At 43.1% G+C, this 14,822-nt stretch carries 25 protein-coding genes and 1 tRNA gene; 8 read left to right on the top strand and 18 right to left on the bottom strand.

The genetic code is table 11. The features are described 5' to 3' along the window. Window positions 1-2 precede the first annotated feature (2 nt). Together ABLT31_RS03520 and ABLT31_RS03515 are read left to right on the top strand one after the other, a co-directional pair. Window positions 3-209: a methionine aminopeptidase gene (locus ABLT31_RS03520; protein ID WP_367748919.1), complete on the top strand. Its 207-nt coding sequence runs from the start codon at window positions 3-5 to the stop codon at window positions 207-209. Window positions 210-294: 85 nt separating this feature from the next. Then, on the top strand, window positions 295-606 hold the full coding sequence (locus ABLT31_RS03515; protein ID WP_367748917.1) for an MGMT family protein: 312 nt from the start codon (window positions 295-297) through the stop codon (window positions 604-606). Window positions 607-628: 22 nt separating this feature from the next. On the opposite strand, the gene ABLT31_RS03510 is transcribed toward ABLT31_RS03515, so the two are convergent. From ABLT31_RS03510 to ABLT31_RS03490, 5 genes are all read right to left on the bottom strand, one after another. Then, the gene (locus ABLT31_RS03510; protein ID WP_367748915.1) at window positions 629-1,063 is read right to left on the bottom strand and encodes a threonine/serine exporter family protein; all 435 of its coding nucleotides are present in this window, start codon (window positions 1,061-1,063) and stop codon (window positions 629-631) included. Window positions 1,064-1,077: 14 nt separating this feature from the next. Then, window positions 1,078-1,833: a threonine/serine exporter family protein gene (locus ABLT31_RS03505; protein WP_367748913.1), complete on the bottom strand. Its 756-nt coding sequence runs from the start codon at window positions 1,831-1,833 to the stop codon at window positions 1,078-1,080. Window positions 1,834-1,897: 64 nt separating this feature from the next. Next, complete coding sequence (locus ABLT31_RS03500) at window positions 1,898-2,101, bottom strand: YwbE family protein (protein WP_367748911.1); 204 nt, start codon at window positions 2,099-2,101, stop codon at window positions 1,898-1,900. A gap of 27 nt (window positions 2,102-2,128) precedes the next feature. Next, complete coding sequence (gene infC / locus ABLT31_RS03495) at window positions 2,129-2,614, bottom strand: translation initiation factor IF-3 (protein ID WP_367748909.1); 486 nt, start codon at window positions 2,612-2,614, stop codon at window positions 2,129-2,131. Between the two features lie 19 nt (window positions 2,615-2,633). After that, window positions 2,634-3,338, bottom strand: coding sequence for a pirin family protein (locus tag ABLT31_RS03490; protein WP_367748907.1), 705 nt, complete (start codon window positions 3,336-3,338; stop codon window positions 2,634-2,636). Between the two features lie 132 nt (window positions 3,339-3,470). Between ABLT31_RS03490 and ABLT31_RS03485 the strand changes: the two genes are divergently transcribed. After that, window positions 3,471-3,770: a hypothetical protein gene (locus ABLT31_RS03485; protein WP_367748905.1), complete on the top strand. Its 300-nt coding sequence runs from the start codon at window positions 3,471-3,473 to the stop codon at window positions 3,768-3,770. Here ABLT31_RS03485 and ABLT31_RS03480 read toward each other — a convergent pair whose 3' ends face one another. Then, the gene (locus tag ABLT31_RS03480) at window positions 3,771-3,968 is read right to left on the bottom strand and encodes a hypothetical protein (protein WP_367748902.1); all 198 of its coding nucleotides are present in this window, start codon (window positions 3,966-3,968) and stop codon (window positions 3,771-3,773) included. A gap of 82 nt (window positions 3,969-4,050) precedes the next feature. Here ABLT31_RS03480 and ABLT31_RS03475 point away from each other — a divergent pair, with 82 nt between their 5' ends. After that, on the top strand, window positions 4,051-4,245 hold the full coding sequence (locus ABLT31_RS03475) for a methionine aminopeptidase (protein WP_367748899.1): 195 nt from the start codon (window positions 4,051-4,053) through the stop codon (window positions 4,243-4,245). Window positions 4,246-4,344: 99 nt separating this feature from the next. After that, a complete protein-coding gene (locus ABLT31_RS03470) occupies window positions 4,345-4,989 on the top strand; it encodes a 3'-5' exonuclease (RefSeq protein WP_367748897.1) in 645 nt (214 codons plus the stop codon). Window positions 4,990-5,042: 53 nt separating this feature from the next. Here the strand turns inward: ABLT31_RS03470 and ABLT31_RS03465 are convergent, their stop codons facing one another. Both ABLT31_RS03465 and ABLT31_RS03460 read right to left on the bottom strand, forming a co-directional pair. Continuing rightward, entirely contained in the window at window positions 5,043-5,450 is a 408-nt protein-coding gene (locus ABLT31_RS03465) for a lecithin retinol acyltransferase family protein (protein WP_367748894.1), read from the bottom strand. A gap of 51 nt (window positions 5,451-5,501) precedes the next feature. Then, window positions 5,502-6,869 (bottom strand): ATP-binding protein, encoded by a 1,368-nt coding sequence (locus tag ABLT31_RS03460; protein WP_367748891.1) that lies wholly within the window; start codon window positions 6,867-6,869, stop codon window positions 5,502-5,504. 71 nt (window positions 6,870-6,940) lie between these two features. Here ABLT31_RS03460 and ABLT31_RS03455 point away from each other — a divergent pair, with 71 nt between their 5' ends. After that, window positions 6,941-7,693, top strand: coding sequence for a yteA family sporulation protein (locus ABLT31_RS03455; RefSeq protein ID WP_367748888.1), 753 nt, complete (start codon window positions 6,941-6,943; stop codon window positions 7,691-7,693). Window positions 7,694-7,801: 108 nt separating this feature from the next. Then, window positions 7,802-8,008, top strand: coding sequence for a small, acid-soluble spore protein, alpha/beta type (locus tag ABLT31_RS03450; RefSeq protein WP_367748885.1), 207 nt, complete (start codon window positions 7,802-7,804; stop codon window positions 8,006-8,008). 130 nt (window positions 8,009-8,138) lie between these two features. On the opposite strand, the gene cspD is transcribed toward ABLT31_RS03450, so the two are convergent. From cspD to ABLT31_RS03410, 8 genes are all read right to left on the bottom strand, one after another. Then, window positions 8,139-8,339, bottom strand: a complete 201-nt coding sequence (cspD, locus tag ABLT31_RS03445) for a cold-shock protein CspD (RefSeq protein ID WP_367748882.1) — start codon at window positions 8,337-8,339, stop codon at window positions 8,139-8,141. 246 nt (window positions 8,340-8,585) lie between these two features. Next, window positions 8,586-9,170 (bottom strand): DUF1641 domain-containing protein, encoded by a 585-nt coding sequence (locus ABLT31_RS03440; protein ID WP_367748880.1) that lies wholly within the window; start codon window positions 9,168-9,170, stop codon window positions 8,586-8,588. 132 nt (window positions 9,171-9,302) lie between these two features. Next, on the bottom strand, window positions 9,303-10,121 hold the full coding sequence (locus tag ABLT31_RS03435) for an ABC transporter permease (RefSeq protein WP_367748878.1): 819 nt from the start codon (window positions 10,119-10,121) through the stop codon (window positions 9,303-9,305). Continuing rightward, window positions 10,081-10,884, bottom strand: a complete 804-nt coding sequence (locus tag ABLT31_RS03430) for an ABC transporter ATP-binding protein (protein WP_367748876.1) — start codon at window positions 10,882-10,884, stop codon at window positions 10,081-10,083. Before ABLT31_RS03430 ends, ABLT31_RS03435 begins: the two co-directional genes overlap by 41 nt. A 73-nt stretch (window positions 10,885-10,957) precedes the next feature. Continuing rightward, the gene (gene nfsA, locus ABLT31_RS03425) at window positions 10,958-11,707 is read right to left on the bottom strand and encodes an oxygen-insensitive NADPH nitroreductase (RefSeq protein ID WP_367748874.1); all 750 of its coding nucleotides are present in this window, start codon (window positions 11,705-11,707) and stop codon (window positions 10,958-10,960) included. A gap of 117 nt (window positions 11,708-11,824) precedes the next feature. Further along, complete coding sequence (locus ABLT31_RS03420; protein ID WP_367748872.1) at window positions 11,825-12,466, bottom strand: S-layer homology domain-containing protein; 642 nt, start codon at window positions 12,464-12,466, stop codon at window positions 11,825-11,827. 232 nt (window positions 12,467-12,698) lie between these two features. Next, window positions 12,699-13,178: a CAP domain-containing protein gene (locus tag ABLT31_RS03415; protein ID WP_367748870.1), complete on the bottom strand. Its 480-nt coding sequence runs from the start codon at window positions 13,176-13,178 to the stop codon at window positions 12,699-12,701. A gap of 216 nt (window positions 13,179-13,394) precedes the next feature. Continuing rightward, window positions 13,395-13,469: transfer RNA gene (locus ABLT31_RS03410), tRNA-Gln, on the bottom strand. Between the two features lie 165 nt (window positions 13,470-13,634). On the opposite strand from ABLT31_RS03410, the gene ABLT31_RS03405 reads away from it, so the two are divergent. Beyond that, window positions 13,635-14,315, top strand: a complete 681-nt coding sequence (locus ABLT31_RS03405) for a tetratricopeptide repeat protein (protein WP_367748867.1) — start codon at window positions 13,635-13,637, stop codon at window positions 14,313-14,315. A 51-nt stretch (window positions 14,316-14,366) separates the two neighbouring features. Here the strand turns inward: ABLT31_RS03405 and ABLT31_RS03400 are convergent, their stop codons facing one another. Both ABLT31_RS03400 and ABLT31_RS03395 read right to left on the bottom strand, forming a co-directional pair. Continuing rightward, window positions 14,367-14,543, bottom strand: a complete 177-nt coding sequence (locus ABLT31_RS03400; RefSeq protein ID WP_367748865.1) for a hypothetical protein — start codon at window positions 14,541-14,543, stop codon at window positions 14,367-14,369. Then, entirely contained in the window at window positions 14,543-14,794 is a 252-nt protein-coding gene (locus tag ABLT31_RS03395) for a hypothetical protein (RefSeq protein ID WP_367748863.1), read from the bottom strand. Before ABLT31_RS03395 ends, ABLT31_RS03400 begins: the two co-directional genes overlap by 1 nt. Between the last annotated feature and the right edge of the window lie 28 nt (window positions 14,795-14,822).

Genomic DNA, 14,822 nt, shown 5'->3' with positions numbered 1-14,822 from the left:
AATTGGGATTATTTCAATTATTATCTGACTGGAAAGAAGCAAACTACCAAAAGAAAGTGACCGAGATGCAATCTCAAGGCAAATGCCCCGATTGTCTCGGCAGAGGGTACAATCCGGTCATCCTCAGTGGATATTACTACATGAGTTCCTTGGATTGCCCTGGGTGTAACGGCAGCGGATTGTTTTCAGACTGGACACAAGCAGAATAATTTGATGAGGGTGTCCCAAAAGTGCCTGGCACCCAGTTAAGGGTACCCTCATCAAGCCCTAGTAAGTAAACCATGGAGTGATTTAATGAAACCTTTTACCGAACGAACCATTTCCATCATTAAAAGTATACCTGCGGGGAAAGTCATGACGTACGGCCAGGTTGCCTCCTTAGCCGGTAGCCCGCGAGGAGCCAGGCAAGTCGTCCGCATTCTTCATTCCATGAGCCACAATCATCAACTCCCTTGGCATCGCATCATTCATTCATCAGGCGAAATCAATACTAGCAACCGGGAGTTATACCGCGAACAAAAGCAACTGCTGGAAATGGAAAATATCCGTTTTATCAATGATTGCCGGATTGACCTGGATCTCTATCAATACCATCCGCAGGAATAAACCCAAAGATAGTCCAGATTCCTTATCGAAGCTTTCTTCGCTTAATCAATTGGTTAATGACTTCTGAGAAAACGAGCCCGAATGCGATAGCTCCGGAAATCATAAAGGCTCTTGCCGCCAATTGTAGCGCCTCACTATAGTCATTTTCGACAAAGTTTCTCATGGCATCATAGGACAAGCCGCCAGGTACCAAAGGGATAATCCCCATGACACTAAAGATGATACTCGGGGTTTTGTACTTCCTTGAAAAAAACTGACTAAATACAGCAACGAAAAAAGCCCCTGCCAAGGTTGCCAAAGCTTGTTCCACCTGATATTGGACCAGTAAGAAGTAAATCATCCAACCTGCCATTCCAACCAGTCCACATATAGCCAGAGAGGCCTTGGGTGCATTAAAGATGATCCCAAACGCAACCGAAGCCAAAAAACTCGTACTAAGCTGTTCTACGATTCCCATAGCAACCCACTCCGTTACAATATAGAAAAAACAATGGCTATTCCCGTTCCTATCGCAAAGGCAGTTAAGAATGCTTCTGCCCCTTTAGCTAATCCGGCAATCAAATGACCCGCCATTAAATCCCTGACCGCATTGGTTATGAGAAGCCCGGGAACAAGCGGCATCACGGAACCGATAATGATTTTATCCAATTCGCTTCCTATACCTGAAAACACGAATAAGTAAGATACAATTCCAATGAGAAAAGAGGCTAAAAACTCCGCAAAGAATTTTATCTCCGCTAACCGGTGGAAATATAGAACCGAGGAATAACCAAGTCCACCGGCAATTACAGCCGGTATGAAGTCGCCCCAGCTCCCTAGGAACATAATCAAAAAACAGCCGCTGGCAAGGGCTGCTGAGGTGATTTGCAGCCATATAGGATAGGAATAATTAGCCGACTCAACCTCTTTTAAGCGAGAGAGAGCCTCCTCTGCTGTAAGCCCCCCTTCGCTAATCTGCCTTGATATGTTGTTAACCAAAGCTACCTTCTGAAGATCTGTAAAACGTTCCGTGATCCGTATAAGTCTCGTTGCTTCCACTCCATCGATGGAGAAGATAATGCCGGTAGGTATCACAAAACTTTGCGAACGCCGGAGCTCAAAGGCAAAAGCCATGCGTATCATCGTATCTTCAACGCGATAGGTTTCGGCTCCGTTTTGCAAAAGGAGTTTCCCAGCAAGCAAGCAAATTTCAATTATTTGATCTGATTGTATCGTTGATTTTTCCATATCCATTCTCCCCAAAAGGAAAAAGCATGGGGCTTCCATGCTCAATTTTCTTATTTACCTAGAACTACCTTCCAAGTATTGTTTTCACTCGCCCAACCTGACCATCCTGGAGACGAACTTTAATACCATGAGGGTGGCTAGAGGAATTGGTAAGAATATCCTTTACGATCCCTCGCGTAGTTTTGCCTGTTCGCTGGTCTTTCTTTAATATAATTTCTACTTCAAGGCCGGTATGGATGTTTTTTCGTTCCTGGCCGTTTCCTGTCATTGGATTTGTGGCTCCTTCCAACCAATATCATCGGGGACGCAAAACGGCAACAACTTGCTTCCCGCTAGCCTGAATCCCCTTATCCTGGTTCCCGCAATGTTTTAGTTCTTTAACTAAGCGCTCTATAAGGCTTTTTGCCTCTTGACTCTCTTTTCTTTCCAGACGCACCGTCAGTTGAACGGCATCTCCGGTGGTAAGGATCTTTTCCGCTTGGCGTTTCTTTGTTTCATAATCATGATCTTCAATAAAAGCACTTAAGCGGATTTCTTTCGTTTTTACTCCTTTTTCAGCCTGCCGCTCCTTTTTTCTTTCTAAGTCTTTCCGCTTTTGAAATTCTGAAGGATTCGCTAATTGGCATGGCGGCGGGCTTGCCGATAACGACAGACAGACCAAATCAGCCTTCAGCTTTTTCGCCATTTGCAGGGCTTCTTTTGTTGGCACAATTCCCAGATCTTCCCCATTCAAGCCAGTCAAATGGACTTCCGACGCTTTAATTTTTTCATTCTTAACCATAGAGCCCCTCCTCGTTTGTTTAAGGCAAATCCATTAGCATAAAGGAAGCACCCTTTTCCGAAAGGATAGCCAGATCGGTGATATCCGAAATTCGGGCTGCATCGCGTCTTTTCAGCTTGTAATCCTGATTAAGTACAAGATCTCCTTCGATCACAAATATATAAATTTTACGGTCCTTTTCCTGGCTGAAATGAAGACTTTTGTTTGCTTCCAGCTCAGACATGTAGATCGTCATATCTTGATGAATATGCACTGTATTTTCAGATTGAATTCGATTTGAAACAACTGGAAGCAATTGATTTTTGGTTTCCTCTTGATTGTATGCCTTCTGTTCATAGGAAGGCGTAAGGCCTTTTTCACTTGGCATGAACCAGAGCTGAAGGGTATTGGCTACCTCATCCTCAGAGGAATTGATTTCAGAATGCAGGATGCCTGTCCCCGCGCTCATTCGCTGAACCTCCCCAGGCCGCAAGACCTCTCTTCCTCCCGTGTTGTCTTCATGCTTTAGCTGTCCCTTTACTACAAAAGTAACGATCTCCATATCGCGATGCGGATGTGTTCCAAACCCCTCTTGCGGTTGAATATAATCATCATTGAATACCCGAAGCGGTCCAAAATTCATATTTGCAGGGTCATAATAATCAGCAAATGAAAAGCTGAAATTACATTGCAACCATCCGTGGTCAGCCGAATACCGAGCCTCTGCTGGATAAATTTTTATCATGAAACCACACCTTCCTTGAATGTATTACGCGATCCCAATGTCAGATTAAACTAACTTTATGTAAGTATCTTATTGTGTTATAATTACTTCTGTCAAGTCTACGCAAATCCTTAACCTAAAGGAGCATTGATTATGGATCATATGTACATAAGGCATACTGTTGGAGGCAGGTTATTTTTGGATACCCAAAAGCATTCCTTACACTATAGCTTGCAATATGTAGATGGTTTTTGGAAATTCATCATTGATCTGCCGGCTGAGGAACTAGCAGACGCTTTGCTTGAAAACCGGGACGAACTCAATATTTTTGTGATTTCGGAGGACACCCGAAGCAAATCTTGGTATTATACGCGAGAAGGCTTAGTAAAGTACGATGATGCGAACCATAAATTAGTCATTCTTGCTGATTTCAAACTGGATTATCCAGCATAGCTATAATCCTAGCCGTTTGAATTCCTTCTCAAGTATTTCAATCCATTCTTCCATTGTTACCCCCTCCGGATCCTCTGGAGATGGCTTACGATGCCAATCGCTATTGGGGAACAGCCCTTGCCGGATGTTCAGCTTGAGTTTTCGGACTTCCTCGAGTTCAAGATCGTGTAATTCTTTAAACCAGATTGCTTCATCCATTTTAGTACAGCTCCTTTAATCAGATGAATATTATCTCTCATTTTTCCACATAATAAATGAATAAATTCATTAGGAGTGGAAAATGAACCTATTTGATCAATTATCTCAGTGGTTAAAAACAAGAGACCAGAGAAAAGCAATGGAAATGCAGGCAAAGGGATTGTGTCCCGAATGTACTTATGGGACAGGTCTTTATCCTTTAATCAATGAGTTTTGTTCCTATGAGTGCACCAGCTGTAATGGCAGCGGGTTGCTTAATACCTGGGATAAGGCCTAATATTATCTAATTTAACATGGTATAATAGAAAAGCAACCGTATAGGGTTGCTTTTTCTTTTGCTTTAATATTTCTAATCTAATACAAAGGATGATTATATTTGAATGCTGTCGTGTTTGACCTTGAACTCATAAAACGTTTTAAAAAAGGCCAGCCGAGTGAAATCGTTGAAATCGGCGCTTGTAAGGTAAACCTGGAAACCAAGTCGATAAGCGATCAATTTCAGGTGTATATAGCACCTAGAAATGGCTATGTTGCAAAGAGCACAAGAAAGTTTATTAACATGACCAAGGAAGATGTAAAGAATGCCGTACCTTTCCATTCTGGCATCCAGCAATTCTCAGATTGGTTGGGAGATGACTATTTTCTATGCTCCTGGGGCAGGGATGATCGACTCCATCTTATCAATCAATGCGTTCGGAATCGGATCAAGCTGGACTGGTTCCAAAACTATAACGACATTCAGCAGCAAATAGGAAAAGTACTGAGGCCCGATACGAAAAGCCAGTTAGGTCTTAAAAGCGCCCTGGATCTTGCAGGCATAGAACCCGTTGGCAAAGCACATCGCGGCATTGATGATGCGTTAAATACGGCCGAGCTGTTAATACGCTACCTAGATCAGCTCACCCTCCAAAAGAATGCCTTGACTAAAAAAGAGCTGGCCCAGTTTATCATGAAAAACAGAGCGAGACATCATTATAAGGAGCAGCAGCCATCGTCAGCAACAAAGGAAGCTGGAAAATAAAAGGCAGAAACGGATTCATCCTTTCTGCCTTGCCTATGCCTATCAAATATTTTTTAATACGAACCCCCGCCTCTAGCCCAACGGACAAACTGCTCCCCAACATTTTGCATCATATGATATTCCCTTTTGCCAATTCGGCTTCTCGCTCTCGAGATAACGGTTGCACTATTATACATCATTGGACTGTAAACAACTTTGACCGCATCGCCCTTGGAATAGTCCTCAAGCGAAGCTTCAACAACCATCCCAGTATAATAATTGTAGTAGATTACTTGCGATTCTCCGGAAAAAATGCCATGGTGAGTGTTTCCCAACCGGTTGACGACAAGATGGTCTGCTAACTGATAACTGGGTAAGGCGAACGTAGTTCTGTCCAACACTTTAATATTATTTGGGGATTCCATATTGGAATTCCCCATATTCTCAGCTTGCTTCCCCTTCCACCATCTGAAAAGTTTCATCCTCTACCCCACCATACTATGTTTTATTTGCTTGAAAAATAGTACTTATGTTCAAGTCTCAGCCGGGAGCGTAATGGAGAACCGAGTTCCTTTCCCCTTTTGGCTTTTCACTTCAATTTTTCCGTTCATCATCTGGACGATTCGAAAGCTTGTCAGCAGGCCCAAGCCTGTCCCTTCTTTCTTCGTGGAATAATAAGGGGTACCCAATTGCTGAACTTCATTCGAGCTCATCCCGATCCCCGTATCAGAGACCTCTAGTGTAATCTGGCGATTTGACCTCGTTCCTGCAATATGCAGTGTTCCTCCCCCCGGCATGGCCTCTATGCCATTCTTAATGAGGTTAAGCAGCACTTGGTTAAACTTTGCCGGATTAGCCAGTATATAAAGGGGACCCGCAAGGTCGATTTTAATATCCACGTCCCTTAGCACAGCGTAGGCAGAAGTCACGCTAACCACATGCTGAACCTGTTCGGATACATCAAATCGTTCAATCTCTTCTCCCTGGGGCTTAGCTAGAGATAAGAAATTATTGATGATCAGTTCCGCTCGATCCAGCTCATCGATCATTAATCTCATGTATCTTCGCTCATTTTCACTTCGTTCCCGTTCATTTAAGAGTTGCATAAATCCCCGTACAACGGTCATTGGATTACGTATTTCATGAGCGATGGAGGCAGCGAGCTGACTCAGCGCATTCAACTTTTCTGTCCGTTGAATTTCCATCCGCATCTTTTCGTTTTCGCTTAAGCTCTCGATAAGAACCATCACAATCCACATGGCCAACGCATGCAACAAGCAAAACCCAATATAAAAAATAACATTCTCCTTGGTTAATGGAGCTCCCCTAGGTCCTGAAAAGGAAATAAATGTGCAAATGAGCGCCCACAATAAAGAAAGCCCGCTTCCTAAAAGATATTTGTACCTGCGAGCCCTCTCCCTGAAATATGGAATTAGGCCAAAAGCGATAATCATGACAGGAGGGTAGGAATACAGCGTCAAGATGAACCCGGGTCCACCAAGAAAGTATCGGTAAGCTATCATAGTTATACCAACTACAATGCCCACCCTGTATCCTCCGTATAAAATGCCGACCAGCAAAGGGATTACGCGCAGGTCATACTTATAGCCTATGATGACACTAAAAGGAAAGCTCATGCACAGCATCAAGGTCACCGTACAAAGAATGGCGACGGTCACTTTCGAATACTTGGGATTCAACCTAATGGAAAAATAGATAAGAATGGACAATACCATAATCAGAATATTTAAAAGCAACTCCTGTGTACCTGCCAAGTCCCTCACTCCAAATCTATAAAGCACGGTAAAGCTATCATAATACATCCTGCATATTCTGAAAAGATCCGACATATAGGAAATCTGTTCCGCTTTTTCATCTGGAGGTTTTACCCATGTCAACATTGGGCTTGACTGAAGTAATTCAAATAGAACCAAACTAAGGTGGAACAAAAAAAAAGGATGGTGAAAAAGACATGCTTTCACCCAATCAAATTTCTGCGCTTAAGAGTGCCCTTTTGGATGAAAAAGAAGACCTTATCCGACGGTTAGATCAAAATGACCATTTCGATATCGAGAACTCTCAGATTAAAGAATCTTTAGGGGATTTATCCAACTATGATAATCACCCTGCCGATCACGGAAGCGAATTGTTTGAACGGGAAAAAGATATTGCCTTAAATGAACATGAAGAAGAACATCTTCAGGATATCCTAAGGGCTCTGGAGGCAATAGAGCAGGGAACATATGGCCTGTGTGAAATTTGCAGCCAAGCCATACCCCTTGAAAGACTTCAGGCCCTTCCTACAGCTACCCGTTGCATCGAACATACACCTAACCACTTTGTGTCTGAAAACCGCCCGGTGGAAGAGGATATTCTCCGGCCAGCTTTCGGTAAATTTGAGTATGATGAACAGGATGCGACGCTTTATGACGCAGAAGATGCTTGGCAAGAAGTAGCTCGATACGGTACTTCAGAAACGCCATCTGACTTTTGGGAGCAAGAAAAAAACAGTTATAATGAAATGTTTGTGGAGTCAGATGAACCCATCGGTCTAACTGAGGCTGTCGAAGGATTCCTGCTTGCCGACATCGAAGGGAATTTCATTGGGATAGCAGCTAATGATTTGCATGAGATCTATGAAAGAAAACTCGATGAATATGGGATCATGTCTACGGTGGGTGGCCTTGGGGCAACAACCTGGGATTTTGATGAAGATACCCAATAAGAGGAAACTAAACTGGGATGATCATCCAGTATATTATGACACGCAATAAACAAAAATATAAAGGCAGATAACCTTTCTGCAAAAAACAATATCAAGGGAGGACTTCAAATGCCTAACAACAATAACAACAACCAAAAACTAGTACAAGGTGCTTCTCAAGCATTAGATCAAATGAAATATGAAATCGCTCAAGAGTTCGGAGTACAGCTAGGAGCCGACCAAACATCTCGTGCTAACGGATCTGTTGGTGGAGAAATCACAAAGCGTCTTGTTCAATTTGCAGAGCAGGCTCTTGCTGGAAGCCGTATTCAATAATAACTGAATACTTGATCTGAGGGGTGTTTAAATACACCCCTTTTTCATGTTTTCGATCTTACGGTATCTAATATACCAAAAAATAAAAAGGCTGATTCCAATTTGGAATCAGCCTTTCTTTAAGTTAAGACTAAAGCTTAACTACGTTAGCAGCTTGCGCACCGCGATTTCCTTGAACAACTTCAAATTGCACGCGCTGTCCTTCTTCTAAGGATTTGAAACCTTCGCCAGTAATTGCGCTGAAGTGTACGAATACATCGTCTCCGCCTTCTACTTCGATAAATCCGAATCCTTTTTCTGCGTTAAACCATTTAACTGTTCCGTTTTGCATTTGTGTTTCCTCCAAAAAATTTATTTAATATGTTATTCGCTTTATTTACTGAGTAAAATAAAAAAATTCACATATTAAAAAGAGCAACCAAAATCAGAAGTGATAACCCTTTTTAACAAGTGAATTATACTTAAGTTTTATTTTCTTTTGTTAAATATATTGTATCACCTTTGAACCTAATAATCAATAATAAAGTGGAATAAAAGGATATAGGAGTCCTTGGACTCCTATTATCCCTAATCAAGCTTACTTTTTAAAGTATGGCTCGTGTGGTTTTTTTTCGGAAACAACTTCCAGAAAAGCCTGAGCAAACTTAAGCCCATCCTGAACAGTTGGATCTTTTAATAGCCTTAGCAGTCCGAATATCGAGACACTTTCCCGATTTTGCTCTGCTCTCAATTTCGCTTCCTTTACCATGGATAATCCCTCTTGCACTTTTTCGGTTACTGGCGTAGCCACAATTTCCGCAACCTCAGCCACAGAGACCAGGTTTTCCTTTTTAGCGATCATCTCGATGAAAGGCGTTGCCCGTTCTAACATTTCCACTGTTTGAGCAAGTTTTGGCAGCTTTTCGACAAGCGACAATAGCGCATCAATATTATCCTTATTAAGGGCTACTTTTGAAATATGTGAGAGGGGTTCGGCTACATTGTTGATGGTTTGGCTATCAGTTGCCAGTACGCTTACCATCTCAATGCCCTGCTCCATCTTCACTACAGCTTCTTTGATTTGCGGCAGCTTCTGGACCAGCGTCGTCAAAGCTTCCTGTACTTCAGGATTTGATAATTCATTTACCCATTGGCCTGGCGTTTGTGTAGTTGCTACAGACATAATCTTCTCCCTTTCTTTTTCTCCACTCTGTATCAAGTATATTATTTCCTGTCCAAAGATGACAACTCATAAGAAATATTTTGCATATCCCTATAAGTTTAGATTAATTGAAAATATATACCAAAGCAATAATTAGTTGGTAATCCGGGGAAGGATGGAAGAACAAATCCACAGCATCAAGCCGCACGCAACTATCAGGATTCCCCAGTCGACGAGAAGATGGGCAGAATGACTAACTAGGAGCAAGCCCCGCAAGGCATCCACCAGGTAGCTAAGAGGATTAATCAGCGCTAATATTTGAAGCCAATCCGGCATAATGGAGATCGGATACAGGGCATTGGAGGCAAAGAAAAGCGGCATAGTAATCAGCTGGCCGATCCCCATTAACCTCTCCCTCGTTCGAACCAGAAAAGCAATCATCATCGAGAGTCCTGCAAAAAAAGAAGCACCAAGGATGACTGTAAAAAACAGTCCTAACACGTTGCCGATCCCCCAATCCAGGTGGACACCGAGGATAACGGATAAAATCATGATGACCACCGCCTGAACCGCTGCCCTCAAGGAAGCGGAAAGCATTTTTCCGAGTATAAAAGCTGAACGATAAATCGGTGTGGACAAGATTTTCTGTAATACCCCAGAATCTCGATCCCAAATAATCATGATTCCATAAAAAATGGAAAGAAAGGTAACGGATTGGGCCAGAATACCTGGAGCTAAAAATTCCAAATAGCCCACGCCGCCTGTAGGAATTTCCCGCAGTCCACTAAGAGCCTGCCCAAAAATCAAGAGCCAAAGAGCCGGCTGCACTCCCCGCATCAGCAGTTCCGTCGGGTCCTTGCTTAGCTTTCTCGCTTCCAGCTCCACGATCACACCTGCGTAAGCAAGGTAGGAGACCACCCCATTCCGGCGTTTACCCGAGTCTTTTTGCGGTGCGGCGGCTTCGATAGACATCTCTCATCCCTCCCTGATGCTGATCTGGATTTCCGGCAAAATGTACAAAGATCTCATTCATCCCCGCTCCGGGATTGCCCATGCTCGCTCTAAGCTCCTCTAATGAGCCTAACGCTGCAACCTCCCCCTTACACATAATGGCTATTGTGGAACACATCGCTTCGGCTTCTTCCATGTAATGAGTCGTTAGAATAATTGTCATTTTCTCTGTATTTCTCAGTTCTTCAATGTGGCTCCAGACTCCTTTTCTTGCAATCGGATCCAATCCAACCGTCGGTTCATCAAGATAAAGAATTTTCGGCCGGTGAAGAATGGCCTGACCGATTTCCAGCCTGCGAATCAAGCCGCCTGAATAAGTTTTTGCTTGCCGATGGGCCACCTCTTCTAAGTTAAGAAGCTTAATCACTTCTTGAATCCTTTCTTCCCGAACCCGCCTCGGCAATCCGTGGAGCTTGGCAAAGAGAAGAAGATTTTCATATCCGGTCAGGGTCCCATCCATAGAAATCGCTTGCGGAACATACCCGATCAGCTCCCGAATCTGCTCCGGATGTTTTTTAAGGTCCAAGCCCCCGATTTGAACTTCCCCGCCCTCCAGATCGGTTAGCGTTGTCAGTATCTTTATCGTGGTTGATTTCCCTGCCCCGTTCGGACCAAGCAGCCCGAAGCACTCCGCTCGCCGGACAGAGAAGCTAATATTTTTAACTGCCTGCACTTGACCAAAATTTTTGGTAAGTCCGGCAACATTTATCATGGACTCTTCCATGCCCTTCCCCCTCTCTCCATGTTGGCAAGTGAAAAGCAAGAAGGGAGGTGCTTCCCTTAGGTCCTCCCCCCTATCATCTCCGCTTAAGCCCCTGCTCTTCTACAAATTCTTTCATATATATCCTGCTCTTTTTTTCCAGCATAGTGACCATCAGCTCTGTCCAGCGATCCTTTCTCTTTCCTTTGGTTCTTTCCTCATAATACTTTCTCATGATTTCATCATATTCCTGAAGTTCCCGTTTCATTTCCTCGGTATCCGGCTGATATACATTTTCATGGTAGATGTGAGTCCATGGCAGTCTGGGTTTAATCTCCGGATTTTGCTCCGGAACTCCCACTGCGAGTCCGAATAAAGGGATAACAAACTTCGGGATCCCCAAAATTTCCCGAACCCGGTATAAATCATTACGGATGCCGCCAATATAACAAACACCCAATCCATAAGATTCAGCGGCAACAGCCATGTTTTGTGCAGCAAGGGCAGCATCTATAGCCGCAACCATAAACTTTTCTGTACTTTCAATGGAATCCAGCACGTCTCCTTCCGCCCACTCTCCTAATTGCTTATGTCGATAGAGATCTGCGCAAAACACAAAAAAATGACCGTTGTTCGCCACATAAGATTGATTTCCTGCAACCTCCGCCAACTGATCTTTTTTCAACTGATCCGTAACACCTATAATGGAGTAAGCTTGGATATGGCTGGAAGTCGAGGCAGCTTGAGCAGACCTCACTAACGTTTGAACTTGCTCCCTGTTTAAGGACTTGTCCCGGAACTTCCGTATAGACCGATGACTCAGCAGTAATTCAATAGTTGGATTCATGTTAGTCCTCCTAAAAATTTTTACCACTATATATTATCTAGAAAAGTGTTCCAAACTACAATAACTACACAAAAAAGAAGACTCTGGGTCGAGTCATTTCTACCAGAGACTTTCCATTCACTTTTGTTTATGGTTTTCAATAAATTCGATGGCGTTATAGATCCATATGGCTGCTTCTTCCCTCGTTAAGGGCAGTTGAGGCTCGAACTTCTCCCCGTCTTTCAATTCGCCGATTTTTGTAAGGAGCAGCTTCTGGATGCTGTTCATAAATTGCGGATTGATGCTCTGCTCATCCTGAATCATAATATACAATTCTATAAACATATAATCGCCTGTTTTGAGTGCCGCCTTCATGAGAAGGTCGGCAAATTGCTCGCGCGTCATATATTCATTTGGCTTCACATTTTTATCCAATTCCATCCCATTCAGGTGAGCTACAAGGAATGAATTAGCATACCAGGCATCATTAGGAACTGAAGTGTAGTAATCACTGGCTTTAGGTTCCTTCACGAATCGGATATGGTCAATATTTAAATTTAAGCCCTTTACGATTAAAGTAACAGCTTGAGCATAAGTCAATTGCTGGTGAGGGGCAAACTTTTCTGCGCTTATCCCCTGGATGATCCCTCTGTTCTTTAAAGAAAGGAGTTTCCCGTGTCCCTCCCTTTGTCCAACGTCAGTAAAAGCAAGCCCAGTAGTTGGGGCTAGCAAAGAAATGGACAATACCATCGTTAAAAGACCCTTCCAGTTTTTCATCATCGCTCATCCCTTCTATTCTTTTCTATAGTTATGGACGGCAAAGAAGATCCCAGGGTTGCATCTTCCTATGAAAAAATCTTTAGTGGTATAGATCCATTTCCTTATCTGGCAATCAATACGTTTTACAATACGTGTCGGGTTCACCGCTTGTGCTGTGTTCTTGGTAATAATGAAAAACCCTTTGAGATATCATTCAAAGGGCTTGAAAATTGATAATGCATAGCTTCCGATATTATCCGGTAAATAATTGAGTCCATATAATTCTACGCTGTCCTCCCGTTGCCCAACCGACTCCAGTACGTGTAAATTTTGGATTTAAGATATTATTTCGATGGGGTTTACTCTTCATCCAAGCGGCTACCACGCTTTGAGGTGTTTCATAACCCCATGCGATATTTTCTCCATGAGTACGAAAAGTTATCCCAAAACACCTTAACATTTGCTCCGGAGATCCAAAGGTTGGAGAATTGTGACCGAAATAATTTAAATCCCTCATATCAATGGATTTAAGGGCGGCAATTCTTCCGAGACGCCCATCCGATATGAGTGCCGGAATTCCTCGGCTAGTTCTTTCCTTATTCACTAAATCGACAACATCATCTGCTATGTTTCTGACAGATCCTCTACCAGATGCATAACGTCTGTAAGCCTGACTTCTCTTTAGCTTCTTTCCTGCCCATGCCGTGCCTATCCCTTTCATTTTCCTTTTCATTTTTTCCTCCTATATCATTTTCCGATAATTGAATTGATTTATCTGCATACTCCTTTCTCATTTCCAATAATCAGGTAATGCTAAAATGCTTTTGTTTGCTTGTGCTGCTGTCAGGTTGAGACACCTAAAAATAAAACAGCAGCCCAGTCTGGAAGATGCCAGACGAGCTGCTGTTATTAAACAAGAAATTAAACCAACCTATATTATGTACGGTAATGGCTGGCCCGCCTGGATTCGAACCAGGGCATGACGGAGTCAAAGTCCGTTGCCTTACCGCTTGGCTACGGGCCAATCGCTTATATGCATATAGTACCCGATATGGAGCAGTACTATACACGATTTCATATACTATTTTATCTTTGGTCTTTGGTGCTCTCGCAGCCATTATAATTGAACCCTATTGCAAGTATATGTAAAATAAAGAAAAAGATGTAAATAAGAAAGCAAAGTTGGTGAATGGCATTGGGCAAATTTCTTATCTTTTCCTTCCTCTGGTGGATAACAGGAAATCCATTTTTGGCTATACTTCTTCTCCTTATTATCTTTTATTTTCTTGACCGTCGATATATCGGTCTCTTTCCAAGCGTAACCAAGCCGATCCGGGAATACCAACGTGCTCGAAAAATAGAACAGGAGCTGCGGCTAAATCCTCATCATACAGCGAATAGATTGGAATTAGCCCGAATTTGGATGAACAAGCGCAAATATGGAACGGCTATCCCTTATTTACAAGAGGTTTACGCAAAGGTGGAGGATTCAGCCGAGGTGTTGTATGAGCTTGGGCTGTGCTACCTTAAAACGGGGAAGGTGATCGAGGGGGAACGAATGATTCTAGAAGCGCTGAAGGACAATCCAAAGTTAAAGTATGGTGAACCTTACCTGGAGTTAGGGGAAGAATTCAGCAAGAAAGAGATAGGAAAAGCGCTCCGCTACCTGGAACAGATTCGTGACATTCATTCTTCTTCTTCAGAAACCTACTATCGGTTAGGGCAGTTATACCTGCGGCTCGGCCGTAATCAGGAGGCCAGATCCTCCTTTAACGAAGCCTTGGAAATTTATCGAAGCCTCCCCAAATATATCCGCCGCAAGCAAAGGAAGTGGGCCCTCCTCTCACGATTGAAAAGCTGGTCTGCTTAATTCCTGAAAAAAGGGTCCCGACCAGCGGGTACCCTCTTTTCAACCTTGCTATCATTCCTCATTCTTTAAGCGATTTGTATTTTCGATAAAGGTGGCTACAGACTGATCCAGGAGAAATTCGCGGAAGCGGTCTTCATTGACATCCGTATCGACCTCCAGCTCTTGCCCTAATACTCCATAGGGGTCTTTAGGAAGAAACGGATGTTTTTTGTTTTTTGATTTTCCCATTAGCCCAATTCTTCCGGAAGAGATACGATAGTCATATTCTCTTGAGCATCATGATCGACAATCACTTGGATTCCTTCCTTCCAGGGATATCTCCCCGTAATTCCATCGGTAGGATTATCTCCTTGATTCAGCACATTAAAATCGCCGTAGTCACCATCCATAAACCGTTGAATAAAGCCCATAATTTCTTGAAGAGGAATTATGCCTGTCACCCCTTGGGTAATTGTCAAATCCCCTAGTCGGTTTTTCATATCAACGCTCCCTTTCCAATACTTCTTC

This window comes from Ammoniphilus soli (genome assembly GCF_040813775.1).
The sequence above is the reverse complement of the archived record's forward strand: the minus strand, read 5'-3'. Positions and strand labels throughout refer to the sequence as shown.

Coding starts and splice junctions, on each gene's coding strand:
- nfsA (WP_367748874.1), bottom strand. CDS start 11,707: ATGAATCCAACTATTGAATTACTGCTGAGTCATCGGTCTATACGGAAG.
- infC (WP_367748909.1), bottom strand. CDS start 2,614: ATGGTTAAGAATGAAAAAATTAAAGCGTCGGAAGTCCATTTGACTGGC.
- ABLT31_RS03500 (WP_367748911.1), bottom strand. CDS start 2,101: ATGACAGGAAACGGCCAGGAACGAAAAAACATCCATACCGGCCTTGAA.
- ABLT31_RS03400 (WP_367748865.1), bottom strand. CDS start 14,543: ATGGGAAAATCAAAAAACAAAAAACATCCGTTTCTTCCTAAAGACCCC.
- ABLT31_RS03485 (WP_367748905.1), top strand. CDS start 3,471: ATGGATCATATGTACATAAGGCATACTGTTGGAGGCAGGTTATTTTTG.
- ABLT31_RS03415 (WP_367748870.1), bottom strand. CDS start 13,178: ATGAAAAGGAAAATGAAAGGGATAGGCACGGCATGGGCAGGAAAGAAG.
- ABLT31_RS03435 (WP_367748878.1), bottom strand. CDS start 10,121: ATGTCTATCGAAGCCGCCGCACCGCAAAAAGACTCGGGTAAACGCCGG.
- ABLT31_RS03475 (WP_367748899.1), top strand. CDS start 4,051: ATGAACCTATTTGATCAATTATCTCAGTGGTTAAAAACAAGAGACCAG.
- ABLT31_RS03430 (WP_367748876.1), bottom strand. CDS start 10,884: ATGGAAGAGTCCATGATAAATGTTGCCGGACTTACCAAAAATTTTGGT.
- ABLT31_RS03450 (WP_367748885.1), top strand. CDS start 7,802: ATGCCTAACAACAATAACAACAACCAAAAACTAGTACAAGGTGCTTCT.
- ABLT31_RS03515 (WP_367748917.1), top strand. CDS start 295: ATGAAACCTTTTACCGAACGAACCATTTCCATCATTAAAAGTATACCT.
- ABLT31_RS03510 (WP_367748915.1), bottom strand. CDS start 1,063: ATGGGAATCGTAGAACAGCTTAGTACGAGTTTTTTGGCTTCGGTTGCG.
- cspD (WP_367748882.1), bottom strand. CDS start 8,339: ATGCAAAACGGAACAGTTAAATGGTTTAACGCAGAAAAAGGATTCGGA.
- ABLT31_RS03505 (WP_367748913.1), bottom strand. CDS start 1,833: ATGGAAAAATCAACGATACAATCAGATCAAATAATTGAAATTTGCTTG.
- ABLT31_RS03395 (WP_367748863.1), bottom strand. CDS start 14,794: ATGAAAAACCGACTAGGGGATTTGACAATTACCCAAGGGGTGACAGGC.
- ABLT31_RS03440 (WP_367748880.1), bottom strand. CDS start 9,170: ATGTCTGTAGCAACTACACAAACGCCAGGCCAATGGGTAAATGAATTA.
- ABLT31_RS03490 (WP_367748907.1), bottom strand. CDS start 3,338: ATGATAAAAATTTATCCAGCAGAGGCTCGGTATTCGGCTGACCACGGA.
- ABLT31_RS03420 (WP_367748872.1), bottom strand. CDS start 12,466: ATGATGAAAAACTGGAAGGGTCTTTTAACGATGGTATTGTCCATTTCT.
- ABLT31_RS03405 (WP_367748867.1), top strand. CDS start 13,635: ATGGCATTGGGCAAATTTCTTATCTTTTCCTTCCTCTGGTGGATAACA.
- ABLT31_RS03465 (WP_367748894.1), bottom strand. CDS start 5,450: ATGAAACTTTTCAGATGGTGGAAGGGGAAGCAAGCTGAGAATATGGGG.
- ABLT31_RS03460 (WP_367748891.1), bottom strand. CDS start 6,869: ATGTTGACATGGGTAAAACCTCCAGATGAAAAAGCGGAACAGATTTCC.
- ABLT31_RS03480 (WP_367748902.1), bottom strand. CDS start 3,968: ATGGATGAAGCAATCTGGTTTAAAGAATTACACGATCTTGAACTCGAG.
- ABLT31_RS03455 (WP_367748888.1), top strand. CDS start 6,941: ATGCTTTCACCCAATCAAATTTCTGCGCTTAAGAGTGCCCTTTTGGAT.